Source organism: Stenotrophomonas sp. TWI1409 (assembly GCF_039673015.1).
Taxonomy (GTDB): domain Bacteria; phylum Pseudomonadota; class Gammaproteobacteria; order Xanthomonadales; family Xanthomonadaceae; genus Stenotrophomonas; species Stenotrophomonas maltophilia_A.
Map to the genome: position 1 here is coordinate 21,067 of NZ_JBDJKU010000035.1, position 25,856 is coordinate 46,922.

The window sequence follows — 25,856 nt, forward strand, 5'->3', positions numbered from 1 at the left end:
ATCGGTCCTTGAAGTTCAGCGGTTGCGGAAGCGGGTCAGCGCTTCCCATGCGGAGCGGATGGCGGCGGCGTCCGGCGCCTGCTGCGGCAGCGGACGGTAGTGCCGGTCGAGCGCGGTGGCGTTGCCGAACTTGTCGAACACGTAGATGGCATCGCCATGGCGTACCGCGCGCTGCGACCAGCTCTCCACCACCAGCGCACGTTCGCTGGTGGTGGGCGCGGCCAGCAGGTCCTGGCCAGTACTGAAGTCGCTCAGTGCGTTCTCGCAGCCCAGTGCGTGGCGCATCAACGTCGGCACCCAGTCCTCATGCGAACTGGTGCGCATCTCATGGCCGCTGGCCTGGCCTGGCCAGTGCAGCACGAACGGCACCTGCAGCTGGTAGTCGGAGAAGTTGCCGTTGTGGCCCCAGTAGTTCAGCTTGAGGTCGTTGAACTCTTCGGCATGGTCACCGGTGACCAGCACGATGGTGTTCTCGGCCAGGCCTTGTGCGCGAAGGTCGTCCAGCAGCGAGCCGACCAGGCTGTCTGCGTAGTGCACGGCGGTGCGGTAGCGGTTGAGCTCCGGCGTCGGGTCGTGGTCCGGGCCGAAGGACAGGAAGTCGATCTCCTTGGCCATCGGCGTGGCCACCGGCGGGTAGCTGGCGGGCAGGTGGTAGCCGGCGTGGGTGGAGTCGAGGAACACGAAGCCGAACCACGGGTGCTGCGCGGCCTGGCTGGTGCGGATGTCGTTCTGCAGCGCGGTGACGATGGCTGCGTCACGCTTGTCGGGCGTCAGGGCGGAGGGGCCCTGGTGCAGCTGGTCGCGTACGTCGGCGAAGGCGGTGCGGTCGAACTCCGGGCTGTACAGCGGCGCGCTGCCGTACAGGTGCAGGTCGTAGCCCTGCTGGCCCAGCACCTGGAACAGCTGCGAGCCGCGCTGTTCGTCCAGCATGCTCTGCCAGTAGCCGCCGGGCAGGCCGTAGAGCAGGCCGAACAGGCCGTAGCGGGTGGCATTGCCGGTGCTGAAATGCTGGTCGTACACGCGCGAAGCCTGTGCCAGTGCCGTCGTATTGGGCATCAGCTGCGGCGTCATGGCGTCCTGGCGCAGCGACTCCAGCACCACCATCAGCACATTCGGCCGATGTGGGTTCTGGCAGCGCAGGGGCTGCAGCGGATACAGCAGCTGCGCATGCCGCGGGTCAGGCAGGCCGGCCTGCTGTTCGCTGACAACGCCCAGTTTGCGCATGAAGCTCTTGGCGGTGATCGGCTGCGCCCAGGGCAGGTAGTTCCACTGCGCGATGACGTCGCGGTCGCCGCGGGCATCGTAGTAGGCGGTGGCGACCTGGCCCCCCCCCATCAGCAGAGCGACCACCGCCCAGGCCTGCAGGACCCGGCGGCGGCGGGGCAGGGCGGGCAACAGCTTCCAGCATGCCCAGGCCAGCAGGCCTTCGGCGGCGAAGATGGCGGCGACCAGCAGTCCGGCCTGCAGCCAGGTTTTCCAGGACAACGCGACCTGGTCCTGCAGCGCGCCGCCGAACACCATGTTCACCACCATGGCATTGAGGTGGAACCGATACAGAGTGAAAACCTTCGCATCAACCAGCAGCAGGCACAGCCACAGGCCCTGCAGCAGCACGGCGCTGATGCTCAGCGTGCGCGCGCTGCGCTGCCACAGGCCCAGCAGCAGCGGCAGCAGGCCTGCGAGGGCACCGAAGGCGAGCAGATGCCCCGGCAGAGCGACGGACAGGTAAACCAGGCCGATTGCGCCACCGGGGTTGTCGGCCAGCGGTACGTTGCCGAGCGTGATCGCCATCGCCAGCAGCGCGTTGCCGGCCACGAACAGCGACCACCAGGCCAATCGGCGCCAGTGACGTGCCGGGCCTGAGGGCAGGGAGGTGTTGGCAGAAGGAGCAGCAGGGCGCATGAAGGACGGAGGCGGCAGGTGGAGCAGGGGCGGGAGTCCCGGTTGTGACGGAATCGTTAATCCGCGCGCGGGTTGCGCATTGTATCGGTTTGTTTCTTCGTATCGAGTGGCGTCCCCCGGGCGATCTGTCACAATGTTCAGGTGGGCCATGAATGCGCTGGCCCTTCCAGACCCAACGACAAGCCAGGAACCGCTGTGAGCCAGATCCCCACCCTCGACATCACCCGTTTCGACAGCGACCGCGAGGCCTTCGTGGCCGAGCTGGGCGCGGCCTACCGCCAATGGGGATTCGCGGGCATCCGCAACCACGGCATCCCGCAGGCCGACATCGACGCGGCCTACGATGCCTTCAAGGCCTTCTTCGCCCTGCCGGAGGAGGTCAAGCGCAAGTACCACGTGGCCGGCAGTGGCGGCGCCCGCGGCTACACCCCGTTCGGCGTGGAGACCGCCAAGGGCTCCAAGCATTTCGACCTGAAGGAGTTCTGGCACATCGGTCGCGAGATCGCCGACGACTCCAAGTACCGCGACGTGATGGCGCCGAACCTGTGGCCGACCGAGGTCGAGGGCTTCCGCGAGCGCGGTTACGGCCTGTACCAGGCGCTGGACAACCTGGGTTCGCGCGTACTGTCGGCGCTGGCCCTGCACATCGGCCTGCCGGAAGACTTCTTCGCCGACAAGACCAACTTCGGCAACTCGATCCTGCGCCCGATCCACTACCCGCCGATCACCACCGACGACATCCCGAACGTGCGCGCCGGCGCGCATGGCGACATCAACTTCATCACCCTGCTGGTCGGCGCCAGCGCCGCGGGCCTGGAAGTGCAGTCGCACGAGGGCGAGTGGGTGCCGTTCACCTCGGACGCGGACACCATCGTGGTCAACATCGGCGACATGCTGCAGCGCCTGACCAACCACGTGTACCCGTCGACCATCCACCGCGTGGTCAACCCCCCGGGCGAGCTGGCGCGCCAGCCGCGGTACTCGGTGCCGTTCTTCCTGCACCCGAACCCGGACTATCTGATCGACGTGCTGCCGTCCTGCATCACCCCGGAGAACCCGAGCCGGTACCCGGAGGCGATCACCGCCCACGGCTTCCTCGAGGAACGCCTGCGCGAGATCAAGCTGAAGTAATGAGAAGTGAGGCCGCCGAAAGGCGGCCTTTTTCTTTGCAGGGCTGCGCCCTGCACCCGCAGAGGCCAAAGCCAAAGCCAAAGCCAATGCGGCTCTGGGTTTCTGCTGGTTGGGCGGGGCGGTGTGGGTTGGCAGGACACGCCGTAAACCCGTCCCTGGGGGCTCGATGGCGCCTTGCTCGTGTGCGCTGTCCTGCGCACACGGCAAGACCGGGGTTGGGCGTCCTGCCCAACCCGCCCGAGGCATGCCTCGGGCCCATGGCGCCAACGGTCCTGCCAACCCACACCGCCCCACCCCCGACAGTTTCCCGGTGACGGTGGGTAAATCGTGATTCCCGGTAGGTGTCGACCTTGGTCGACACGGTAGATCCACGCCATGCGTGGATGAGATCTGTTGGATCGAAGCGGGGCAGGGGTACCTGGAATGCCGCTTTTGCTCTTGATCTTCTTTTTTCTTTCCGTGGCGGGCGGAACCGCCGCAATGTGTCAGAGGCCGGGGGGGTGGGGATGGCGGGGGTGTCCGCGGCATGGATGCCGCGGCCAAGCCCCAAATCCAACCGGGCTCACCGCGACCCACCCAACCCAGCCGGCCCGCCACGAGGGGCTGCGCCGTTGGCTGAAAATCCATGTAACCGCTTACACGGAAACGGATTTTTGCCGTAACGGGTATCATGACCGGCTGACTTCACACAGGAGCCACCCGCTCATGCGCCGCAAGATCGTCGCCGGAAACTGGAAGCTGCATGGCAGCCGTCAATTCGCCAATGAACTGCTGGGGCAGGTCGCCGCCGGGCTGCCGCTGGAGGGGGTGGACGTGGTGATCCTGCCGCCGCTGCCGTACCTGGGCGAGCTGGTCGAGGACTTTGGCGAGACCGGCCTGGCCTTTGGCGCGCAGGACGTGAGCAGCAACGAGAAGGGCGCCTACACCGGCGAGGTCTGCGCCGCCATGCTGGTCGAGGTCGGCGCCCGCTATGGCCTGGTCGGCCATTCCGAGCGCCGCCAGTACCACCACGAAAGCAGCGAGCTGGTCGCACGCAAGTTCGCCGCCGCCCAGCACGCCGGCCTGGTGCCGGTGCTGTGCGTGGGCGAGACCCTGGAGCAGCGCGAGGCCGGGCAGACCGAAGCGGTCATCGCCGGCCAGCTGGCGCCGGTGCTGGAGCTGGTCGGCGCGGCCGGTTTCGCCAAGGCCGTGGTCGCCTACGAGCCGGTCTGGGCCATCGGTACCGGCCGTACCGCTACCAAGGAGCAGGCGCAGCAGGTGCACGCGTTCATCCGTGGCGAAGTCGCGCGTATCGATGCTAGAATCGCTGATTCACTGCCCATTGTTTACGGCGGTAGCGTGAAGCCCGACAATGCCGGGGAACTGTTCGCGCAGCCGGATGTCGATGGTGGGCTGGTCGGCGGCGCCTCCCTGGTGGCCGCGGACTTCCTGGCCATCGCACGGGCGGCGGCCGCGAACTAATCCTAGAAGTTTTGTCCGAGGGCGGTTTCCAATGCTGATGTTGATCCTCAATGTCGTCTACGTGCTGGTCGCTGTGGCCATGATCGCGCTGATCCTGATGCAGCGTGGCTCGGGTGCGGCGGCGGGTTCGGGCTTTGGTGCCGGTGCCTCGGGTACGGTGTTCGGTGCGCGCGGCGCCTCGAACTTCCTGTCCAAGTCGACCAAGTGGCTGGCTGTCGTGTTCTTCGGCATCAGCCTCTTCATGGCCTGGTATGCCGGTCATGGCAGCCGCCCGGCGGCCGACCAGGATCTGGGCCTGATGTCCGCCCCGGCGGCAGTCGCTCCGGCGGCTCCGGCGGGCGAATTGCCGGCCGTTCCGAAGGCCGATGCGGTCCCGGCCGCCCCGGTTCCGGCCGCGAATGTGCCGGCTCAGGCGGAATCTTCGGTTTCTGGTGAAGAAAAGCCTTCGGAAGGCTCCCAGAAAGACTGAAGCCGGTTACAATACGCGGCGCATCGGGAAGATAGTCTGATGTGATCGTTTGCCCAGGTGGCGGAATTGGTAGACGCACTACCTTGAGGTGGTAGCGACGCAAGTCGTAGGGGTTCGAGTCCCCTCTTGGGCACCATTTGTAAGTAAAGCGGGTTCGTCTGGCGCGCAAGGCGCCAGGCAGATTCCCGTCCACTCCCCCATGCCAAAGCGCCTGCAGGCGCGGCGGCAGAGGCAAGAGAGAATCGCTGTGCTGGCCGAATATTTGCCGTCTCTGCTGTTTCTGATCGTTGCCACCGGTATCGGCATTACGCTGATGCTGGTTGGTCGATTCCTCGGTCCCCGCCGCCCCGATCTGGAAAAGCTGTCGCCGTACGAGTGCGGCTTCGAGGCCTTCGAAGACGCGCGCATGAAGTTCGACGTGCGCTATTACCTGATCGCGATCCAGTTCATCGTCTTCGACCTGGAAATCATCTTCATCGTGCCGTGGACCCAGGTCTTCATGGAGCTGGGTGCCCGTTCGCTCATCACCATGGGCCTGTTCGTCGGCATGCTGTTCCTCGGTTTCATTTACGTCTGGAAGAAGGGAGCGCTGGAATGGGAGTGATTCAGACTCTCGATGGCCTCATGAACAACCCCACGCCGGAAGGCCGGGTTGATGACATCCTGCGGCCGGAAGGCGACAACCCGCTGCTGGAAAAGGGCTTCGTCACCACCAGCGTCGATGCACTGCTGAACTGGGCGCGCACCGGCTCGATGTGGCCGATGACCTTCGGTCTGGCCTGCTGCGCGGTCGAGATGATGCATGCCGGCGCCGCGCGCCTGGACCTTGACCGCTACGGCGTGGTGTTCCGCCCGTCGCCGCGTCAGTCCGACGTGATGATCGTGGCCGGTACCCTGGTCAACAAGATGGCCCCGGCGCTGCGTAAGGTCTACGACCAGATGCCGGACCCGAAGTGGGTCATCTCGATGGGTAGCTGCGCCAATGGTGGCGGCTATTACCACTACTCCTATTCTGTGGTGCGCGGCTGTGATCGCGTGGTGCCGGTGGACGTCTACGTCCCGGGCTGCCCGCCGACCGCCGAGGCGCTGGTGTACGGGATCCTGCAGCTGCAGAAGAAGATCTGGCGTACACAGACCATCGCCCGCTGACCCCTTCACCTGACAAGAGCGCGCCAAGCCCCCATGGCAGAGCAAGCATCCTTCATCGACCGACTCTCCGCACGTTTCGCAGGTGCGAAGGTCATCGTGGTCGAACCCCGCGGCGAAGTGACGCTGGAAGTGCCTGCCGCCGAGTGGCACGCCACCGCCCTGGCGCTGCGTGACGAGTTTGGTTTCGAGCAGGCCGTGGATCTCTGCGGCGTCGACTACCTCGGTTATGGCTCCGACGAATGGGACACCGCCGACGTGTCCTCGCAGGGCTTCAGCCGTGGCGTCGAAGGCAAGGCCCAGGGCCGTTTCGCGTGGGGCGAGTTCCCCACCGAGGAAAACGGCGCCGACGGTGCCCGCCCGCAGCACATGCCGACCCAGCGTTTCGCCGTGGTCGCCCAGCTGCGTTCGTACCAGCACAACCTGATGATGCACCTGCGCTGCTTCGCCCCTGACGAAGCGCTGCCGGTGGTGTCCTCGCTGACCGGCATCTGGCCGGGCCTGAACTGGTTCGAGCGCGAAGCGTTCGACCTGTACGGCGTGATCTTCGAAGGCCACCCGGACCTGCGCCGGATCCTGACCGACTACGGTTTCGTCGGCCATCCGTTCCGCAAGGACTTCCCGCTGATCGGCAATGTCGAAGTCCGCTACGACGAAGAAAAGAAGCGCGTGATCTACGAACCGGTCACCTCGGTGGAGCCGCGCGTCGGCGTGCCGCGCGTGATCCGCGACGACGCCCGTCTGCAGACCGCAGAAGGTGAGCGCGCGCAGGAGGCAGTGAAGTGAGCCACGTACACCAGGCCGGCGAAGCATTCGCCAGCAACGCCGCCGAAAGCCGGCAGGAAATCCGCAACTACACCATGAACTTCGGCCCGCAGCATCCGGCCGCGCACGGTGTGCTGCGCCTGATCCTGGAAATGGACGGCGAAACCATCATGCGCGCCGACCCGCACGTGGGTCTGCTGCACCGTGGTACCGAAAAGCTGGCCGAGTCCAAGCCGTTCAACCAGTCGATCGGCTACATGGATCGCCTGGATTACGTGTCGATGATGTGCAACGAGCACGCCTACGTGCGCGCGATCGAGACCCTGATGGGCATCGAAGCGCCGGAGCGTGCGCAGTACATCCGCACCATGTACGACGAAATCACCCGCATCCTCAACCACCTGATGTGGCTGGGCTCCAACGCGCTCGACCTGGGTGCGATGGCGGTGATGCTGTATGCCTTCCGCGAGCGCGAAGAGCTGATGGACTGCTATGAAGCGGTCTCCGGCGCGCGCATGCACGCGGCGTACTACCGTCCGGGCGGTGTCTACCGCGACCTGCCGGACCACATGCCGAAGTACAAGGAATCGCGCTGGCACAAGGGCAAGGCGCTGAAGCAGCTCAATGCTTCGCGCGAAGGCTCGCTGCTGGACTTCCTGGAGAACTTCACCGTCGAGTTCCCCAAGCGCATCGACGAATACGAAACCCTGCTGACCGACAACCGTATCTGGAAGCAGCGTACCGTCGGCATCGGCGTGGTCACTCCGGAACTGGCCCACCAGTGGGGCATGACCGGCGTGATGCTGCGTGGCTCGGGCATTGCCTGGGACCTTCGCAAGAAGCGTCCGTATGCCAAGTACGATGCCGTCGATTTCGACATCCCGCTGGGCAAGGAAGGCGACTGCTACGACCGCTACCTGGTCCGCGTTGCCGAAATGCGCGAGTCCAACCGCATCATCAAGCAGTGCGTGGCGTGGCTGAAGGCCAACCCCGGCCCGGTCATGGTCAAGAACTTCAAGGTCGCTCCGCCCAAGCGCGAGGACATGAAGGACGACATGGAAGCGCTGATCCACCACTTCAAGCTGTTCAGCGAAGGCTATTGCGTGCCGGCCGGGGAAACCTACGCGGCAGTGGAAGCGCCCAAGGGCGAGTTCGGCTGCTACCTGGTCTCCGATGGCGCCAACAAGCCGTTCCGCGTGCACCTGCGTGCACCGGGCTTCGCCCACCTGTCCTCGATCGATTCGATCGTGCGCGGCCACATGCTGGCCGACGTGGTGGCGATGATCGGTACCTACGACCTGGTGTTCGGCGAGGTTGACCGGTAATGCCGTCCGCCACGCCAACGCCCGCTGCAGGCAGCCGGCGCAAGCCGGCGCCGCAGTTTCTGGAATTTCACGTTATGCATTTCGCTGAGGTCGGCCGATGAAGGCGACAGGTAATTTCGAGGCGGCGCGCGACGTCGACCCGATGGTGGTGCTGAGCGACAAGACCCGCGCTCACATCGATCACTGGCTGTCCAAGTTCCCGCCGGACCGCAAGCGCTCTGCCGTGCTGCAGGGCCTGCATGCGGCCCAGGAGCAGAACGAGGGCTGGCTGACCGACGAACTGATCGCCGGCGTGGCCAAGTACCTGGACCTGCCGCCGGTGTGGGCCTACGAGGTCGCCAGCTTCTACTCGATGTTCGAGACCGAGAAGGTGGGCCGCAACAACGTGGCCATCTGCACCAACATCAGCTGCTGGCTCAATGGCGCCGAGGACATCGTCCGCCATTGCGAGAAGAAGCTGGGCATCAAGCACGGTGAATCGACCCCGGACGGCCGCGTCTACCTCAAGCGCGAGGAAGAGTGCCTGGCCGGTTGTGGCGGCGCGCCGATGATGGTCATCAACGGTCACTACCATGAGCGTCTGACCCTGGAAAAGGTCGACGAGCTGCTGGACGGGCTGGAGTAAGGGCATGGCACATCACCACGAATCCAAGGGTCCGGTCGGCCCCGCGCCGCTGCCGCACCAGGTGGTCTACACCACCCTGCATTACGACACCCCGTGGTCGTACGAAAGCTACCTGAAGACCGGTGGCTACGCCGCCCTGCGCAAGATCCTCGAAGAGAAGATCCCGCCGGAGCAGGTCATCGAGATGGTCAAGGCCTCGGGCCTGCGTGGCCGCGGTGGCGCAGGCTTCCCGACCGGCCTGAAGTGGTCCTTCATGCCCAAGGGCAACATGCAGAAGTACATCCTCTGCAACTCGGACGAATCCGAGCCGGGCACCTGCAAGGATCGCGACATCCTGCGCTACAACCCGCATTCGGTGGTGGAAGGCATGGCGATCGCCTGCTACGCCACCGGTTCGACCGTGGGTTACAACTACCTGCGCGGTGAGTTCCACCACGAGCCGTTCGAGCACTTCGAACAGGCCCTGGCCGACGCCTATGCAAATGGCTGGCTGGGCAAGAACGTGATGGGCTCGGGCGTGGACATCGACATCTACGGTGCGCTGGGCGCCGGCGCGTACATCTGCGGCGAAGAAACCGCGCTGATGGAATCGCTGGAAGGCAAGAAGGGCCAGCCGCGCTACAAGCCGCCGTTCCCGGCCAACTTCGGCCTGTACGGCAAGCCGTCGACGATCAACAACACCGAAACCTATGGTTCGGTGCCGGCGATCATCCGCAACGGTCCGGAGTGGTTCAAGGGCCTGAGCCTGACCGCCAACGGCGGTCCGAAGTGCTTCTCGGTGTCCGGCTGCGTGCAGAACGGCGGCAACTTCGAAGTGCCGCTGGGCACCAAGTTCCACGACCTGCTGGAAATGGCCGGTGGCCTGCGTCCGGGCCGCACCCTCAAGGGCGCGATCCCGGGCGGCGTGTCGATGCCGGTACTGACCGCGGCCGAGCTGCAGGATCTGCCGATGGACTACGACACCATCCGTGCGCTGGGCTCCGGCCTGGGTTCGGGTGCGATCGTGGTGCTCGACGACAGCGTCTGCTGCGTCAAGTTCGCCTGCCGCATCAGCCAGTTCTTCCACAAGGAATCGTGCGGCCAGTGCACCCCGTGCCGTGAAGGCACCGGCTGGATGCACCGCGTGCTGGAGCGCATCGTCGCCGGCAAGGCCACGATGGAAGACCTGCACCAGCTGAAGGCGGTGGCCGGCCAGATCGAAGGCCACACCATCTGTGCGTTCGGTGAAGCGGCTGCATGGCCCATCCAGGGCTTCCTGCGCCAGTTCTGGGACGAATTCGAGTACTACATCGTCAACGGTCATTCGATGGTTGACGGCAAGAAGGTGGAGGCAGCCGCCGCATGAGCGCGCAACCCGTAAACCCGAACGTGCCACCGGATCACGTGACCATCGAAATCGATGGCAAGTCGCTGGTCGTGCCCAAGGGTTCGATGATCATCCAGGCGGCCGACAAGGCCGGCATTTCGATTCCGCGCTTCTGCTACCACGAGAAGCTGCCGATCGCCGCCAACTGCCGCATGTGCCTGGTGGACGTGGAAAAGTCGCCGAAGCCGGCGCCGGCCTGTGCCACCCCGGTGATGGATGGCATGAAGGTCGCCACCCGCAGCGAGAAGGCACTGAAGTTCCAGCGCTCGGTGATGGAGTTCCTGCTCATCAACCACCCGCTGGACTGCCCGATCTGCGATCAGGGCGGCGAGTGCGAGCTGCAGGACGTGTCGCTGGGCTATGGCCGTTCGGTCAGCCGCTTCAACGAGCGCAAGCGCGTGGTGCCGGACGAGGACATGGGCCCGCTGGTCGCCACCGAGATGACCCGCTGCATCCAGTGCACCCGCTGCGTCCGCTTCACCGCCGACGTTGCCGGTACCTATGAACTGGGTGGCATGTACCGCGGTGAGAACCTGCAGATCGGTACCTTCGACGGCAAGCCGCTGACCACCGAGCTGTCCGGCAACGTCGTCGACGTCTGCCCGGTCGGCGCGCTGACCAACAAGGTGTTCCAGTTCCGCGCCCGCCCGTGGGAACTGACCGCGCGCGAATCGCTGGGTTACCACGACGCGATGGGTTCGAACCTGTTCCTGCACGTGCGTCGCGGCGAAGTACTGCGCACCGTGCCGCGCGACAACGAAGCGGTGAACGAGTGCTGGCTGTCCGATCGTGACCGTTACTCGCACCAGGGCCTGTACAGCGAAGACCGTGCGGTCAAGCCGCTGCGCAAGGTCAATGGCGAGTGGAAGGAAGTGAGCTGGGCCGAAGGCCTGGCCGCGGCCGCCGAGATCCTCAAGGCCAACCAGGGCGACAACCTGGGCGTGCTGGTGCACCCGTCCACCTCGAACGAGGAAGGTGCGCTGCTGGCCCGCCTGGCCAAGGGCCTGGGCTCGAGCAACATCGACCACCGCATCAACAACCGCGATTTCTCCGACGCCGCAACCGCCGAAGTGTTCGGCCTGCCGCTCGCCGAGATCGAAGGCGCCGACCGCATCGTCGTTCTGGGCAGCAACATCCGCCACGAACTGCCGCTGCTGCACGCCCGCCTGCGCAAGGCGCAGACCACCAACGGCGCGAAGATCCACGTCGTCAACCCGGTGGACTTCGACTTCGCCTTCAGCATCGCCGGCAAGCAGATCGTCGCGCCGTCGAAGTTCGTCGACGCGCTGGCCAACGCCGAGCTGCGTTCGGCGGTGCAGGGCGGCAACAACACCGTGCTGATCGTCGGTGGCATCGCCGAAAACCATCCGCAGGCTGCCGCGATCCGCGCCGCCGCGCGTGACTTCGCTGCTGCGACCGGTGCCAAGCTGTGCCGCATCCCGCAGGGTGCCAACGCCGTTGGCCTGACCCGCGCAGGCGTGCTGCCGGCCGGCAAGGACGTCGCCGCGATGCTGGCGCAGCCGCGCCAGGCGTACGTGGTCTACGGCCTGGAGCCGGGTCTGGACTTCGCCGACGCCCCCGCCGCGCGCAAGGCGCTGGTCGGCGCCAAGGTGGTGGCCTTCAGCCAGTTCGCCTGCGTCTCCACCCGCGACGTTGCCGACGTGATCCTGCCGATCGGTGCGCTGCCGGAAATCGACGCCACCCTGACCAACCTCGATGGTCGCGAGCAGTCGGCGCGTGCCGGCGGCAAGCTGCCGGGCGAGGCCCGTGAGGGCTGGCGCGTGCTGCGCGCCCTGGGCGGTGAGCTGGCGGTAGCCGGTTTCGACTTCACCGACCTGGCCGGCCTGCGCGCCAGCCTGGCCCCGGTGTCGGTCGCCGTTGCCGCCTCGGCACAGCCGGTGGTTGCCGGCGAAGGCCTGGAAGTGGCTTCGACCGCCGCGATCTACCGCACCGATGCGGTGGTCCGTCGCGCCCCGGCGCTGCAGTCGCATCCGCTCAACAACGCCCCGCGCATCGTGCTGAACGCTGAAGATGCCGCTCGCCTGCAGCTGCAGGAAGGGCAGATGGCCAAGGTCGGCACCGATGCCGGCAAGGCCACCCTGCCGGTGGTGATCGACGCCCGCGTCGCTGCGGGTTCGGTCTGGATTGAATCGGGCCACGGCGCGACCGCGCCGCTGGGTGCCGCTCGCGTAACGGTGGTGGCTGCATGAACGAATTGCTGTTGAACGCGGTCGATCCGCTGCACCAGTGGCTGCTTGGCCTTGGTGACATCGGCGCGCTGATCTGGATCATCCTGAAGATCCTGGTGATCACCGTGCCGGTGATCATCTCGGTGGCCTTCTACGTGGTCTGGGAACGCAAGCTGATCGGCTGGATGCACGTCCGCCACGGCCCGATGTACGTGGGCATGGGCATCTTCCAGGCCTTCGCCGACGTCTTCAAGCTGCTGTTCAAGGAAGTGGTCCAGCCGAGCAGCGCCAACAAGGCGATCTACCTGCTGGCCCCGCTGATCACCCTGGCTCCGGCCTTCGCGGCCTGGTCGGTGGTCCCCTTCGATTCGCAGATCGTGCTGTCCAACGCCAACGCCGGCCTGCTGTACCTGCTGGCGATGACCTCGCTGGGCATCTACGGCATCATCCTGGCCGGTTGGGCATCCAACTCGAAGTATGCGTTCCTGGGTGCGATGCGCGCCTCGGCGCAGATGATCAGCTACGAAATCGCCATGGGCTTCGCCCTGGTCGGCGTGATGATCGCGTCGGGCAGCCTGAACCTGAGCAACATCGTGATGGCGCAGGCCGGCAATTCCGGTTTCTTCGACTGGTTCCTGCTGCCGCTGTTCCCGCTGTTCGTCATCTACTGGGTGTCGGGCGTTGCCGAAACCAACCGCGCGCCGTTCGACGTGGTGGAAGGTGAATCGGAAATCGTCGCTGGCCACATGGTCGAGTACTCGGGCGGTGCGTTCGCGCTGTTCTTCCTGGCCGAATACGCCAACATGATCCTGATCAGCTTCCTGATCTCGATCTTCTTCCTCGGCGGCTGGCTGAGCCCCATCCAGGGCTGGGTCAACTTCGGCGACGTCTCGCCGCTGGTCGACTGGATCTGGAAGGGCGGTGCACCGTGGCTGTTCGTCAAGGTGTTCTTCTTCGCCAGTGCCTACATCTGGTTCCGTGCCAGCTTCCCGCGCTTCCGCTATGACCAGATCATGCGCCTGGGCTGGAAGGTCTTCATCCCGCTGGCCATTCTGTGGATCGCGGTTACCGCCGTCATGGTGTTCTTCGGCGTGATTCAAAAGGGCGTCTAAGTGATGAACAGGATTACCCATTACTTCAAGAGCCTGCTGCTGCTCGAACTGCTGGGCGGCCTTTGGCTGACGCTGAAGTACAGCTTCAAGCCCAAGTACACGATGATGTACCCGATGGAGAAGTTCCCGCAGTCGCCGCGCTTCCGTGGCCTGCACGCCCTGCGCCGTTACCCCAACGGTGAAGAGCGCTGCATCGCCTGCAAGCTGTGCGAAGCGGTGTGCCCTGCATTGGCCATCACCATCGACTCGGCCAAGCGCGAAGACGGCACCCGCCGTACCACGCGCTATGACATCGATCTGTTCAAGTGCATCTTCTGCGGCTTCTGCGAAGAAAGCTGCCCGGTGGACTCGATCGTCGAAACCCACATCCTCGAGTATCACTTCGAGAATCGTGGCGAAAACATCGTTACCAAGCCGCAGCTGCTGGCCCTGGGCGACCGTCTCGAGTCCGAGATCGCCGAGCGTCGCGCCGCCGATGCCGCTTACCGCTGAGGTCGAGAGATGGATTGGGTAAATATCGCTTTCTGGGTGTTCGCCATCGCGGCAACGGTTTCGGCCGGTGCGGTGATCAGCGTGCGCAACCCGGTTCACGCCGTGCTCTGCCTGGTGCTGACCTTCTTCTCCATTGCCTGCGTGTGGCTGCTGGTCGGCGCCGAGTTCCTCGGCGTGGCGCTGGTGCTGGTCTACGTCGGCGCGGTGATGGTGCTGTTCCTGTTCGTGGTGATGATGCTCGACATCGACCCCACCAAGCTGCGTGAGGGCTGGGTCCGCTACCTGCCGGTCGGTCTCATTGTTGCCGTGGCGATGCTGGTGCAGATGCTGATCCTGATCGGCGTGAAGGGCAGGGCGGTCAACCCGTTCCCGGCCGACAACGCCGCCGCGGTCGCTGCCGACAGCTCCAACGTCACCTGGCTGGCGCGTACGCTGTTCACTGAGTACCTGCTGCCGTTCGAGTTCGCCGCCGTCATCCTGACCGTGGCCGTGGTTGCCGCCGTGATGCTGACCTTGCGCCGCCGTACCGGCGTGAAGAGCCAGAACCCGGGTGAGCAGACCATGGTCAAGGCCGGCCAGCGCCTGCGCATGGTCAAGATGGGCGCCGAAGCGCCGGTCGTGCACAGCAACAGCAAGCCGGCCGCCGGCGAGGAGACCCAGCCGTGATTACCCTTGGCCACATCCTTGCGCTGGGCGCGGTGCTGTTTGCCATCAGCCTGGCCGGCATCTTCCTCAACCGGAAGAACGTCATCGTCCTGCTGATGTCGATCGAACTGATGCTGCTGTCGGTGAACATCAACTTCGTCGGCTTCTCGCGTCAGCTGGGCGATCCGTCCGGCCAGCTGTTCGTGTTCTTCATCCTGACCGTCGCCGCCGCGGAAGCCGCCATCGGCCTGGCGATCCTGGTGACCCTGTTCCGTACCCGCCGCACGATCAATGTCGGCGAAGTCGATTCGTTGAAGGGCTGATCCACAGATGGAAATCACTCTCTCCAAGAGTCTGTTGATCGCAGTGGTGCTTGCACCGCTGTTCGGCAGCATCATCGCCGGCCTGTTCGGTCGCCAGGTCAAGCGCTTCGGCGCGCAGACCATCACCATCCTCGGCGTCGCGGTTGCCTGCGGCCTGTCGATGTACACGCTCTACCAGTTGCTGTGGGGCGGCGCGCAGCCGTTCAACCAGAACATCTACACGTTCTTCGAAGTCGGCCAGTACTCGGCCCACGTCGGTTTCATGGTCGACAAGCTGACCGCGATGATGATGGTGGTGGTGACCTTCGTGTCGCTGCTGGTCCACATCTACACGATCGGCTACATGCAGGACGATCCGGGCTACCAGCGGTTCTTCAGCTACATCTCGCTGTTCACCTTCTCGATGCTCACCCTGGTGATGAGCAACAACTTCCTGCAGCTGTTCTTCGGCTGGGAAGCGGTGGGCCTGGTGTCGTACCTGCTGATCGGCTTCTGGTTCAAGCGCCCGACTGCGATCTTCGCCAACATGAAGGCGTTCCTGGTCAATCGCGTTGGTGACTTCGGCTTCCTGCTCGGTATCGCCGGCGTGCTGTGGGTGTTCGGCACACTGGACTACTCGCAGGTGTTCTCGCAGGCCGGCATGCTGGCTGACCCGCGCGCCCAGCTGCAGATCTGGGACGGCACCATGTTCGGCATGCAGCTGCTGAACGAGCCGGTGATCTGGTCGATCGCCACCGTCATCTGCATCTGCCTGTTCATCGGTGCCATGGGCAAGTCGGCCCAGGTCCCGCTGCACGTGTGGCTGCCGGACTCGATGGAAGGCCCGACCCCGATCTCGGCACTGATCCACGCCGCGACGATGGTGACCGCCGGTATCTTCATGGTCACCCGCATGTCGCCGCTGTTCGAGCTGTCGCAGACCGCGCTGAACTTCATCCTGTTCATCGGTGCCACCACCGCGTTCTTCACCGGCCTGATCGGCATCGTGCAGAACGACATCAAGCGCGTCGTCGCGTACTCCACGCTGTCGCAGCTGGGCTACATGACGGTTGCACTGGGCGTGTCGGCGTACTCGGCCGCCGTGTTCCACCTGATGACCCACGCCTTCTTCAAGGCGCTGCTGTTCCTGGGTGCCGGCTCGGTCATCATCGCGATGCACCACGAGCAGGACATGCGCAAGATGGGCGGCCTGCGCAAGTACATGCCGATCACCTTCGTCACCATGTGGATCGGTACCCTGGCCCTGGTCGGTACGCCGTTCTTCTCCGGCTTCTACTCGAAGGACACCATCATCGAGGCGGCCGAGATCCACGCCCACATGCAGAACAGCTGGGTGGCCACCTATGGCTACTGGGCAGTGCTGGGTGGCGTGCTGGTGACCAGCTTCTACAGCTTCCGCCTGCTGTTCCTGACCTTCCACGGCAAGGAGCGCTTCCGCGACGTGCATGATGATCACGGCCATGCCCATGACGATCACCACGCCGCAGATGCGCACCCTGCTGATGCCCATCATGGGGACGCGCACCATGACGACCACGGCCATGGCCACGGTCCGCATGAGCCGCACGAAACCCCGTGGGTGGTGACCCTGCCGCTGATCCTGCTGGCCATCCCGTCGATCGCCATCGGTTTCTTCAGCATCGGTCCGATGCTGCACGGCACCGACTGGGCCGGCCACCATGCACACGACGCAATCAAGGGCCAGGTCAACACGTTCTTCACCGGCATCGTCGATTTCTACGATCCGGCCAAGAACACCGTTGCCTTCCTGGGCGAAGAGTTCCACGGGCCGGTGGCGTTCGCGCTGCACGGCATGATGCTGCCGCCGTTCTGGCTGACCCTGGCGGGCTTCCTGCTGGCTGCGCTGTTCTACCTGTGGAAGCCGGACCTGTCGGGCAAGGCGCGCAAGACCTTCGCTCCGCTGGTGTCGGTGCTGGAAAACAAGTACGGCTTCGACAAGCTGTGGATCGATGGCTTTGCCGGTGGCAGCGTCAAGCTGGGCAAGGTCGCACGCTGGATCGACAGCAACATCGTCGACGGCGTGGTCAATCTTTCGGCACGTGTTGTGGACGTCGCAGCCGGCGTGCTGCGTCGTACCCAATCCGGTTTCCTCTATCACTACGCCTTCGCGATGATCATCGGCCTGATTGCCCTTCTGGGCGTGCTGATGCATTACCTGCGTTGATGACCTGTACGGAATAAGAAGACGTGTCGAACTGGCCTCTACTCAGTGTCCTCATCTGGCTGCCGATCATCGGTGGCGCCCTGATCCTTGCGATCCGTGATGCGCAGACCGCCCGCTGGGCGTCGCTGGGCGTAGCGGTGCTGACGTTCGTGGCGAGCCTCTCGCTGCTGAGCGGCTACAACGCGGGCATCGACGGTCTGCAGTTCGTCGAGACCCATGCCTGGATCCCGGCGTACAAGATCGGCTACAACCTGGGCGTGGACGGCATCGCCGTGGCGCTGATCCTGCTGACCACCCTGGTCAGCGTGCTTGCCCTGATCGGCGCCTGGAGCGCCATCGACAAGCGCGTCAACCAGTACGTGGCCGCCTTCCTGATCCTGGAAGGCGTCACGGTCGGTATCTTCTCGGCCACGGACGCGATGCTGTTCTACGTGTTCTTCGAGGCGATGCTGATCCCGATGTTCCTGATCATCGGTGTCTGGGGTGGCCCGCGTCGCATCTACGCCGCGCTGAAGTTCTTCCTGTACACCTTCCTCGGCTCGGTGCTGATGCTGGTGGCGCTGATCTACCTGTACATGAAGGGCGGCAGCTTCCAGCTGGCCGACCTGTACGCGCTGCCGCTGTCGGCCAAGGAACAGACCTGGATCTTCTTCGCCTTCCTGATCGCCTTCGCGGTCAAGGTGCCGATGTTCCCGGTCCACACCTGGCTGCCGGATGCCCACGTGGAAGCGCCGACCGCCGGTTCGGTGATCCTGGCCGCCATCGCCCTGAAGATCGGTGGCTACGGCTTCCTGCGCTTCAACCTGCCGATCGTCCCGGACGCGTCGCAGGAATGGGCGTGGCTGGTGATCGCGCTGTCGCTGATCGCGGTGATCTACGTCGGCCTCGTCGCCCTGGTGCAGGACGACATGAAGAAGCTGATCGCCTATTCGTCGATCGCGCACATGGGCTTCGTCACCCTGGGCACATTCATTGCCCTGTGGCTGGTGCGTGAAGCCGGCAACGCCGATGCCGCCCGCCTGGGCCTGCAGGGCGCCATGGTGCAGATGATCTCGCACGGCTTCGTGTCCGGTGCGATGTTCTCCAGCGTCGGCGTGCTGTACGACCGCATGCACAGCCGCCGCATCGCCGATTACGGCGGCGTGGTCAACGTGATGCCCTGGTTTGCGACCTTCGCCATGCTGTTCTTCATGGCCAATGCAGGCCTGCCGGGCACCAGCGGTTTCGTCGGCGAGTTCATGGTCATCCTTGCGGCCTTCCAGCGTAATCCGTGGATCGCGCTGGGCGCGGCCACCACCCTGATCATCGGCGCCGCCTACACCCTGTGGCTGTACAAGCGCATCTTCTTCGGTGAAGTGGCCAACAGCCATGTTGCCGAACTGAAGGACATCAACGGCCGCGAGTGGCTGGTGCTGGGCGTGTTCGCCATCGGCGTGCTGGCCCTGGGCATCTACCCCAAGCCGCTGACCGACCTGATGGAGCCCTCGATCGCGAAGCTGGCGATGCAGATCGCATCCAGCAAGCTGCTGTAATTCCAGGATTTGATGATGACCACCTCGCCGCTGCTGCCATTGACCGCCGCTGACCTGCCACCGCTCGCTCCCGAGCTGGTGCTGATCGGTAGCGCCTTCGCCCTGATGATCCTCGACCTGTTCGTCAGCAACCGGAACAAGCTCGTCACCCACCTGTTCTCGCTCGCTGCGCTGGCCGTGGTGCTGTTCATGCTGGCCACCGGCGTGGGCGGGCAGGGGGAGGTCTTCCATGGCATGTTCGTGCGTGATACCGCCGCGGACGTGATGAAGACCGGGATCGTGCTGCTCAGCGGCCTGACCCTGGTCTACGGCTGGCGCTACCTGCGCGACCGCAACCTGTTCCAGGGCGAGATCCCGGTACTGATCCTGTTCGGCACCGCCGGCATGATGATCCTGGTCTCGGCGGGCAGCCTGCTGATGGTCTACCTGGGCCTGGAACTGCTGGCGCTGTGCTCCTACGCGCTGGTTGCCAGCAACCGTGAGAACGGCCTGGCCTCGGAAGCGGCGATGAAGTACATCGTGCTGGGTTCGCTGGCTTCTGGCCTGCTGCTGTACGGCATGTCGCTGATCTACGGCGCCACCGGCAGCCTCCACCTGGACGTCATCCGCGAGGCCATCCCGCACTCGGAAGAGCGCGTGCTGCTGATCACCGGTGCGGTGTTCATGATCGCCGGCGTCGCCTTCAAGCTGGGTGCCGCGCCGTTCCACATGTGGCTGCCGGACGTGTACCAGGGTGCCCCGGCACCGATCGCACTGTTCATCAGCTCGGCGCCGAAGCTGGCCGCCTTCGGCATGGCCTACCGCCTGCTGGAAATGGGCGTGGGCCCGCTGTCGACCGAACTGCAGCTGCTGATCGCCGGCCTGGCCGCAGTCTCGCTGGTCATCGGCAACCTGATGGCCATCGCGCAGAGCAACCTCAAGCGCATGCTGGCGTTTTCCACCGTCTCGCACATCGGCTTCCTGCTGATGGGCATTGCCGGTGGCGGCTCGCAGGGCTATGCCGCAGCACTGTTCTACGCACTGGCCTACGCCATCATGTCGACCGCCGCCTTCGGCGCGATCATCGCGCTGTCGCGTGCCGGCTTCGAAGCCGAGAACATCGAAGACTTCAAGGGCCTCAATGCCCGCAACCCGTGGATGGCCGGCCTGGTGCTGTGCATCATGGCGTCGCTGGCTGGCATCCCGCCGTTCCTGGGCTTCTGGACCAAGCTGGCGGTGCTGGGCGCGGCCGTCAACGGTGGCCTGCTGTGGCTGGCCATTCTCGGCGTGCTGTGTGCCGTGGTCGGCTGCTTCTACTACCTGCGCGTCATCAAGGTCATGTACTTCGATGAGCCGGTGGGCGAGGCCATGCCGCGCAGCAACGACCGCGTGCTGGGCCTGGTCCTGGGCGTGAACGCGCTGGCGCTGCTGGCGCTGGGCCTGGCATGGAACCCGATCATGGTCTGGTGCCAGCAGGCATTTGCGCATCTTGCATAAAAGTTGACACAAAGCTGCGCGATTCGTGTAATATGCGCAGCCTGAGTTGTCACTGCAGCGGTTCAGCCAGAACATCGTTGCGGTAGCCCTCCTCGAAAGAGCAGGGCAGCAGTTCAAACACTTCCGGTGCGGGGTGGAGCAGTCTGGCAGCTCGTCGGGCTCATAACCCGAAGGTCGCAGGTTCAAATCCTGCCCCCGCTACCAACACATCGAATCGGCGCCAACCAGTTCGATGAATGAGGAAAAGCTTGCAGGTTTTGAAGTTATGCTTCATAATTACGCTTCTGATGCGGGGTGGAGCAGTCTGGCAGCTCGTCGGGCTCATAACCCGAAGGTCGCAGGTTCAAATCCTGCCCCCGCTACCAAGTAAAGAGATCGCCTTCGAAGTCCTGCTTCGAGGGCGTTTTTCTTTGCGGCTCTGGTTGATCCGCCGGGCCATGCCCGGCGAGCGAAGCGGCCGGTTTCAGGCGGGTCCAAGCCTTGCACCAGCGCGGTGCAGTCGCTATCATCAGCGGCCTAGCAATACCCCTGAAGGCGGCCTCCCAGCGGGAGTCCGGACCCGGAAGGAGGGCCGCAACCGGCAGGCACTGCAGGTTGCAACCGGAATCCAGTCACCGGAGTCTTTCCGGAAAAGGGGCCCAGCGGGCCCTTTGTCGTTTCCGGGGCGTCATGTTTCCATGCCGGCCAAGGCCGGCACCCAACCAAGAGATCAAGGCAGGCTGTGAGCGACAAGGCAACCGACATCGCGAATCTGCTCGCCCCGACCGTTGTGTCGCTGGGCCTGGAGCTGCTGGGCGTTGAGTATCTGCCGGCCCCCGGCGGTGCGACCCTGCGCCTTTACATCGACGTGCCGCTGGCTGAACAGCCCGAGCGCATCATCAATGTCGACGACTGCGAGCGGGTCAGCCGCGAAGTGTCGGCACAGATGGACGTCGAAGACCCGATCAGCGGCAACTACACGCTGGAAGTGTCTTCGCCGGGCGTCGATCGTCCGCTGTTCAACCTGGAGCAGTTCGGCCGTCACCTCGGCGAAATGGCCAAGGTCACGCTGAAGCTGCCGCAGGACAACCGTCGCCGCCTGCAGGGCCGCATCGAAGCCATCGACGAGACCGCAGGTGCCATCACCTTCATCGTCGACAAGGCCGAAGTGGTCGTGTCGGCCGACAACATCGACAAGGCACGGATCATGCCCGACTGGGTGGCGCTGGGGCTGGCCCCGAGCAAGCCGACCGGTCCGGCACCGAAGCGTCCGAAGCCGAACACGAATTCTTCTTCCAACGAGCCGGCGGCAAAGAAGCCGCGCGCGGAGTGAGCCAATGAGCAAGGAACTGTTGCTGGTAGTCGACGCGGTCGCCAACGAGAAGGGCGTGCCGCGTGAAGTGATCTTCGATGCCATCGAGGCCGCCCTGGCCTCGGCAGCGAAGAAGCGCTATCCCGACGAGGAAGTGCTGACCCGCGTGGTCATCGACCACAAGGATGGCAGCTACGAAACCTTCCGCCGCTGGGAAGTGGTGGCCGATGACGTGGTCATGGAATCGCCGGACCGCCAGATCCGCCTGATGGACGCCGTCGATGAAGCCGAAGGCGTGGACGTCGGCGACTACATCGAAGAGCAGATCGAGAACCCGGACTTCGGCCGCATTGCCGCCCAGGCCGCCAAGCAGGTCATCGTCCAGCGCGTGCGCGAAGCCGAGCGCCAGCAGGTCGTGGATGCATGGAAGGATCGCGTGGGTGAGCTGATCACCGGTGTGGTCAAGCGCGCCGAGCGCGGCAACATCTATGTCGACCTCGGTGGCAACGCCGAAGGTTTCATCCCGAAGGACAAGGGCATTCCGCGCGACGTGCTGCGCGCCGGTGACCGCGTGCGCGGCTACCTGGCCGAAGTCCGTTCGGAACCGCGTGGCCCGCAGCTGTTCATCAGCCGCGCCGCCCCGGAATTCATGATCGAGCTGTTCAAGCTGGAAGTGCCGGAAGTCGGCCAGGGCCTGGTGGAAATCAAGGCCTGCGCCCGCGATCCGGGCGACCGCGCCAAGATCGCCGTGCTCGCCCACGACCAGCGCACCGATCCGATCGGTGCCTGCATCGGCATGCGCGGTTCGCGCGTGCAGGCCGTGTCCAACGAGCTCAATGGCGAGCGCGTGGACATCGTGCTGTGGAACGACAACCCGGCCAACTTCGTCATCAACGCGATGGCGCCGGCTGAAGTGCAGTCGATCATCGTCGATGAAGACAAGCATTCGATGGACCTGGCCGTTGCCGAAGACCGCCTGGCCCAGGCGATCGGCAAGGGCGGCCAGAACGTGCGCCTGGCCAGCCGCCTGACCGGCTGGCAGCTCAACGTGATGACCCAGGACCAGGTCACCGCCAAGTCGGAGGCCGAGCAGGCTTCGGCCCGCCAGCTGTTCATGGACAAGCTGGAAGTGGACGAGGAAATCGCCGGCATCCTGGTGAGCGAAGGCTTCGGCACCGTCGAGGAAATCGCATATGTCCCGGTCGGCGAACTGCTGGCCGTGGAAGGTTTCGACGAAGACATCGTCGAAGAGCTGCGCGCTCGTGCCCGCGATGCGCTGCTCAATGAGGCCCTGGCAGTCGAGGAAGGCCTTGAAGACGGCCAGCCGGCGCAGGACCTGCTGTCCCTGAAGGGCATGGACGAAGCCACCGCGTATGCGCTGGCCGGCCACGGCGTGCGTACCAGTGAGGACCTGTCCGACCTGGCCGCCGACGAGGTCATGGACTTCGGCATCGAAGGGCTGGATCAGGCGCGCGCCGCTGCGCTGATCCTGGCCGCACGTGCCGAGGAGATCGCCCGACTGGAACGCGGCGAATGAGCCGGCAATGAACAGGGCCCTGAGCCGCTCAGGGCGTAGAATCCGCGCCACCTCCAGATGCGGGGGGGCGCCCACAAGATCATAGGATCCGAATGTCGCAGCAAACCACCATCCGCAAGCTTGCCGAACTGGTCAACACGCCGGTCGAAAAACTGCTGGAACAGCTGGCCGGTGCCGGCATGAAGTTCAGCGGTCCCGACCAGGTCGTGACCAGCACCGAGAAGGTGAAGCTCCTGGGCTTCCTTCGTCGTTCGCACGGCAAGCCCGAGCAGGCCCCGGAAGAAACTGATCAGTCTGCAAAGAAGATCACGCTCAACCGCCGGAAACAGCAGGAAGTGACGGTCAGTTCCGGTCGCAGCAAGACGACCGTGAATGTCGAGGTGCGCCAGAAGCGTACCTACGTCAAGGATGGTGCTCGCGCCATGACCCCGGACGAAGAGCGCGCCGACATCCTGCGCAAGCTGGAAGAGTCGCGTGCGCGCAACCTTGCCGAACAGCAGGCCCTGGCCGAGAAGGATCGTCTGCGCGACGAAGCCATCGTCCGTGCCCGTGAGGAAGAGGTTGCGGCCAAGGAACGCGCAGAGGCCGAGAAGAAGGCCGCCGAGGAAGCTGCGGCCGCCGCCAAGGCTGCCGAGGCGCTGGCTGCCAGCAAGCCCAAGCGCGCTCCGATCGATGAAACCGCGCCGCGCCCGCCGCGTGCTCCGGCCGCCGCTCCGGCTGCGCCGCGCAGCGCTCCGCCGCCGCCGCGCAACGACGACCGCAACAACCGCAGCGCGCCGCGCAACGAGCGTGGCCCGGGCGACCGTTTCGCCGGCCAGATGCACCTGTCGGCTGCCGACCGCGCGCGTCGTGGCAACAGCAACAACAGCAACACCCGTGGTCGTCCGGGCGGGCGTAACCAGGCCGGTGGCCGTCGCGACATGTCGCGCGGTGGCAACAATGCAGGTCCGCACGCCTTCGAGCGTCCGACCGCGCCGGTGGTGCGTGAAGTGGCGATCGGCGACACGATCACCGTGGCCGACCTGGCGCAGAAGCTCGCGCTGAAGGGCGGTGAGGTGGTCAAGGCGCTGTTCAAGATGGGCGTGATGGCCACCATCACCCAGTCCATCGACCATGACACCGCCGCGCTGGTGACCGAAGAACTCGGCCACAAGGCGATCCGTGCCAACGACAACGACGCCGAAGACGCACTGCTGGCCTCGACCGGTGAAAACCAGGGCGAAGCCACCCAGCGTCCGCCGGTGGTCACCATCATGGGCCACGTCGACCACGGCAAGACCTCGCTGCTGGATTACATCCGCCGCACCAAGGTCGCCACCGGCGAAGCCGGCGGCATCACCCAGCACATCGGTGCCTACCACGTGGATACGCCGAAGGGCGTGATCAGCTTCCTGGATACCCCGGGCCACGCGGCATTCACCTCGATGCGTGCGCGCGGCGCCAAGCTGACCGACATCGTGGTGCTGGTCGTGGCCGCCGATGACGGCGTCATGCCGCAGACCAAGGAAGCGATCCAGCACGCCCGTTCGGCGGGTGTGCCGCTGATCGTGGCGATCAACAAGATCGACAAGTCCGACGCCGACCCGATGCGGGTCAAGAACGAACTGCTGTCCGAGCAGGTCGTGGCCGAAGACTTCGGTGGTGACACCCAGATGGTGGAAATCTCGGCCAAGACCGGCCTGGGCATTGACGACCTGCTGGACGCCATCTCGATCCAGGCCGAACTGCTGGAACTGAAGGCCGTCGACGAAGGCCGCGCTTCGGGCGTGGTGATCGAATCGTCGCTGGACAAGGGCCGTGGCCCGGTCGCCACCGTGCTGGTGCAGCAGGGCCGCCTGAAGAAGGGCGACTACCTGGTGTGCGGCATCCAGTACGGCCGCGTGCGTGCGCTGTTCGACGAAACCGGCAAGCAGCCGGAGTTCGCCGGCCCGTCCATCCCGGTGCAGGTCCTGGGCCTGTCCGGCGTGCCGGAAGCGGGTGATGACTTCGTGGTCGTCGAGGACGAGCGCCTGGCCAAGGACGTTGCCCAGCAACGTGAGACCAAGCGCCGTGAATCGCGCCTGGTCGCCACCGCCGGCAGCCGCATGGAAGACATCATGGCGACCCTGGGCAAGGGCGAGGGCCAGCAGGTCCTCAACCTGGTCATCAAGGCCGACGTGCAGGGTTCGGTGCAGGCCCTGAGCCAGGCACTGGTCGCGCTGTCCAACGAAGACATCCGCATCAACGTGATCCACTCCGGTGTGGGCGGCATCACCGAATCGGACGCCAACTCGGCGGCCGCTTCGAAGGCCACCGTCATCGGCTTCAACGTGCGTGCGGACGCTTCGGCCCGTCGCATCATCGAATCCAACGGCGTCGATCTGCGTTACTTCTCGATCATCTATGACGTGATCGATCAGGTGAAGCAGGTGGCTTCCGGTCTGCTGGGCGTGGAGATCCGCGAAGAGATCATCGGTATCGCCGAGGTCCGCGACGTCTTCCGCAGCTCCAAGCTGGGCGCCGTGGCCGGCTCGATGGTCATCGAGGGCGTGGTCAAGCGCAACAAGCCGATCCGCGTGCTGCGCGACAGCGTGGTGATCTTCGAGGGCGAGCTGGAATCGCTGCGTCGCTTCAAGGAGAACGTCGAGGAAGTCCGCAACGGTACCGAATGCGGTATCGCGGTGAAGGCCTACAACGACGTCAAGCCGGGTGACCAGATCGAGTGCTTCGAGCGTATCGAAGTGCCGCGCACCCTGTAATGTGATGTGGCCCGACCAACGGTCGGGCCCTACCATGATGTAGAACCCGACCAACGGTCGGGTACCATGTAGTAGCGCCCCACCCGTTGGCGGGGGGCCAATTAATGAAAAGTATTGGGCCACCGCAGGTGGGGGGCGAAAAAAAC

The 25,856-nt window shown here is 64.9% G+C and carries 21 protein-coding genes and 3 tRNA genes; 23 read left to right on the forward strand and 1 reads right to left on the reverse strand.

Annotated features, from left to right (window positions below):
- Positions 1-15: 15 nt before the first annotated feature.
- The gene (locus ABE423_RS12745; protein ID WP_346486260.1) at positions 16-1,902 is read right to left on the reverse strand and encodes a DUF3413 domain-containing protein; all 1,887 of its coding nucleotides are present in this window, start codon (positions 1,900-1,902) and stop codon (positions 16-18) included.
- 195 nt (positions 1,903-2,097) lie between these two features.
- Here ABE423_RS12745 and ABE423_RS12750 point away from each other — a divergent pair, with 195 nt between their 5' ends.
- From ABE423_RS12750 to infB, 23 genes are all read left to right on the forward strand, one after another.
- On the forward strand, positions 2,098-3,033 hold the full coding sequence (locus ABE423_RS12750; RefSeq protein WP_032128257.1) for a 2-oxoglutarate and iron-dependent oxygenase domain-containing protein: 936 nt from the start codon (positions 2,098-2,100) through the stop codon (positions 3,031-3,033).
- Between the two features lie 705 nt (positions 3,034-3,738).
- Positions 3,739-4,494: a triose-phosphate isomerase gene (gene tpiA / locus ABE423_RS12755; RefSeq protein WP_032128643.1), complete on the forward strand. Its 756-nt coding sequence runs from the start codon at positions 3,739-3,741 to the stop codon at positions 4,492-4,494.
- 31 nt (positions 4,495-4,525) lie between these two features.
- Positions 4,526-4,963 carry a preprotein translocase subunit SecG gene (secG, locus tag ABE423_RS12760; RefSeq protein ID WP_010486424.1) on the forward strand — a complete coding sequence of 146 codons (438 nt, stop codon included), beginning with the start codon at positions 4,526-4,528 and terminating at the stop codon, positions 4,961-4,963.
- Between the two features lie 51 nt (positions 4,964-5,014).
- Positions 5,015-5,099, forward strand: a tRNA-Leu gene (locus tag ABE423_RS12765).
- A 111-nt stretch (positions 5,100-5,210) separates the two neighbouring features.
- The gene (locus tag ABE423_RS12770; protein WP_008265012.1) at positions 5,211-5,567 is read left to right on the forward strand and encodes an NADH-quinone oxidoreductase subunit A; all 357 of its coding nucleotides are present in this window, start codon (positions 5,211-5,213) and stop codon (positions 5,565-5,567) included.
- Positions 5,558-6,112 carry an NADH-quinone oxidoreductase subunit B gene (locus tag ABE423_RS12775; protein WP_005410463.1) on the forward strand — a complete coding sequence of 185 codons (555 nt, stop codon included), beginning with the start codon at positions 5,558-5,560 and terminating at the stop codon, positions 6,110-6,112. The genes ABE423_RS12770 and ABE423_RS12775 overlap by 10 nt, the downstream gene beginning before the upstream one ends.
- 33 nt (positions 6,113-6,145) lie before the next feature.
- Positions 6,146-6,895, forward strand: a complete 750-nt coding sequence (locus tag ABE423_RS12780) for an NADH-quinone oxidoreductase subunit C (RefSeq protein WP_005410462.1) — start codon at positions 6,146-6,148, stop codon at positions 6,893-6,895.
- The gene (locus ABE423_RS12785; protein ID WP_006458796.1) at positions 6,892-8,199 is read left to right on the forward strand and encodes an NADH-quinone oxidoreductase subunit D; all 1,308 of its coding nucleotides are present in this window, start codon (positions 6,892-6,894) and stop codon (positions 8,197-8,199) included. The genes ABE423_RS12780 and ABE423_RS12785 overlap by 4 nt, the downstream gene beginning before the upstream one ends.
- Positions 8,200-8,296: 97 nt before the next feature.
- Positions 8,297-8,824: an NADH-quinone oxidoreductase subunit NuoE gene (gene nuoE / locus ABE423_RS12790; RefSeq protein WP_006381132.1), complete on the forward strand. Its 528-nt coding sequence runs from the start codon at positions 8,297-8,299 to the stop codon at positions 8,822-8,824.
- Between the two features lie 4 nt (positions 8,825-8,828).
- Complete coding sequence (nuoF, locus tag ABE423_RS12795) at positions 8,829-10,169, forward strand: NADH-quinone oxidoreductase subunit NuoF (protein WP_006381131.1); 1,341 nt, start codon at positions 8,829-8,831, stop codon at positions 10,167-10,169.
- Complete coding sequence (nuoG, locus tag ABE423_RS12800) at positions 10,166-12,400, forward strand: NADH-quinone oxidoreductase subunit NuoG (protein ID WP_006381130.1); 2,235 nt, start codon at positions 10,166-10,168, stop codon at positions 12,398-12,400. Before nuoF ends, nuoG begins: the two co-directional genes overlap by 4 nt.
- Positions 12,397-13,491, forward strand: coding sequence for an NADH-quinone oxidoreductase subunit NuoH (nuoH, locus tag ABE423_RS12805; RefSeq protein ID WP_006381129.1), 1,095 nt, complete (start codon positions 12,397-12,399; stop codon positions 13,489-13,491). Before nuoG ends, nuoH begins: the two co-directional genes overlap by 4 nt.
- Before the next feature lie 3 nt (positions 13,492-13,494).
- On the forward strand, positions 13,495-13,983 hold the full coding sequence (gene nuoI / locus ABE423_RS12810; RefSeq protein ID WP_006381128.1) for an NADH-quinone oxidoreductase subunit NuoI: 489 nt from the start codon (positions 13,495-13,497) through the stop codon (positions 13,981-13,983).
- 9 nt (positions 13,984-13,992) lie between these two features.
- A complete protein-coding gene (locus ABE423_RS12815) occupies positions 13,993-14,649 on the forward strand; it encodes an NADH-quinone oxidoreductase subunit J (protein ID WP_032128645.1) in 657 nt (218 codons plus the stop codon).
- The gene (gene nuoK / locus ABE423_RS12820) at positions 14,646-14,951 is read left to right on the forward strand and encodes an NADH-quinone oxidoreductase subunit NuoK (protein WP_005417921.1); all 306 of its coding nucleotides are present in this window, start codon (positions 14,646-14,648) and stop codon (positions 14,949-14,951) included. The genes ABE423_RS12815 and nuoK overlap by 4 nt, the downstream gene beginning before the upstream one ends.
- A 7-nt stretch (positions 14,952-14,958) precedes the next feature.
- Positions 14,959-17,136 carry an NADH-quinone oxidoreductase subunit L gene (nuoL, locus tag ABE423_RS12825; RefSeq protein WP_121504565.1) on the forward strand — a complete coding sequence of 726 codons (2,178 nt, stop codon included), beginning with the start codon at positions 14,959-14,961 and terminating at the stop codon, positions 17,134-17,136.
- Between the two features lie 23 nt (positions 17,137-17,159).
- On the forward strand, positions 17,160-18,668 hold the full coding sequence (locus tag ABE423_RS12830; protein WP_032128647.1) for an NADH-quinone oxidoreductase subunit M: 1,509 nt from the start codon (positions 17,160-17,162) through the stop codon (positions 18,666-18,668).
- 15 nt (positions 18,669-18,683) lie between these two features.
- Positions 18,684-20,144, forward strand: coding sequence for an NADH-quinone oxidoreductase subunit NuoN (gene nuoN / locus ABE423_RS12835; protein WP_125894343.1), 1,461 nt, complete (start codon positions 18,684-18,686; stop codon positions 20,142-20,144).
- 127 nt (positions 20,145-20,271) lie between these two features.
- A tRNA-Met gene (locus tag ABE423_RS12840) sits at positions 20,272-20,348 on the forward strand.
- Positions 20,349-20,432: 84 nt separating this feature from the next.
- Positions 20,433-20,509: transfer RNA gene (locus tag ABE423_RS12845), tRNA-Met, on the forward strand.
- Positions 20,510-20,865: 356 nt separating this feature from the next.
- A complete protein-coding gene (gene rimP / locus ABE423_RS12850) occupies positions 20,866-21,456 on the forward strand; it encodes a ribosome maturation factor RimP (RefSeq protein WP_032128649.1) in 591 nt (196 codons plus the stop codon).
- Positions 21,457-21,460: 4 nt separating this feature from the next.
- A complete protein-coding gene (gene nusA / locus ABE423_RS12855; protein WP_005410449.1) occupies positions 21,461-22,972 on the forward strand; it encodes a transcription termination factor NusA in 1,512 nt (503 codons plus the stop codon).
- A 92-nt stretch (positions 22,973-23,064) separates the two neighbouring features.
- On the forward strand, positions 23,065-25,710 hold the full coding sequence (gene infB, locus ABE423_RS12860; RefSeq protein ID WP_032128650.1) for a translation initiation factor IF-2: 2,646 nt from the start codon (positions 23,065-23,067) through the stop codon (positions 25,708-25,710).
- The last annotated feature ends 146 nt before the right edge of the window (positions 25,711-25,856 follow it).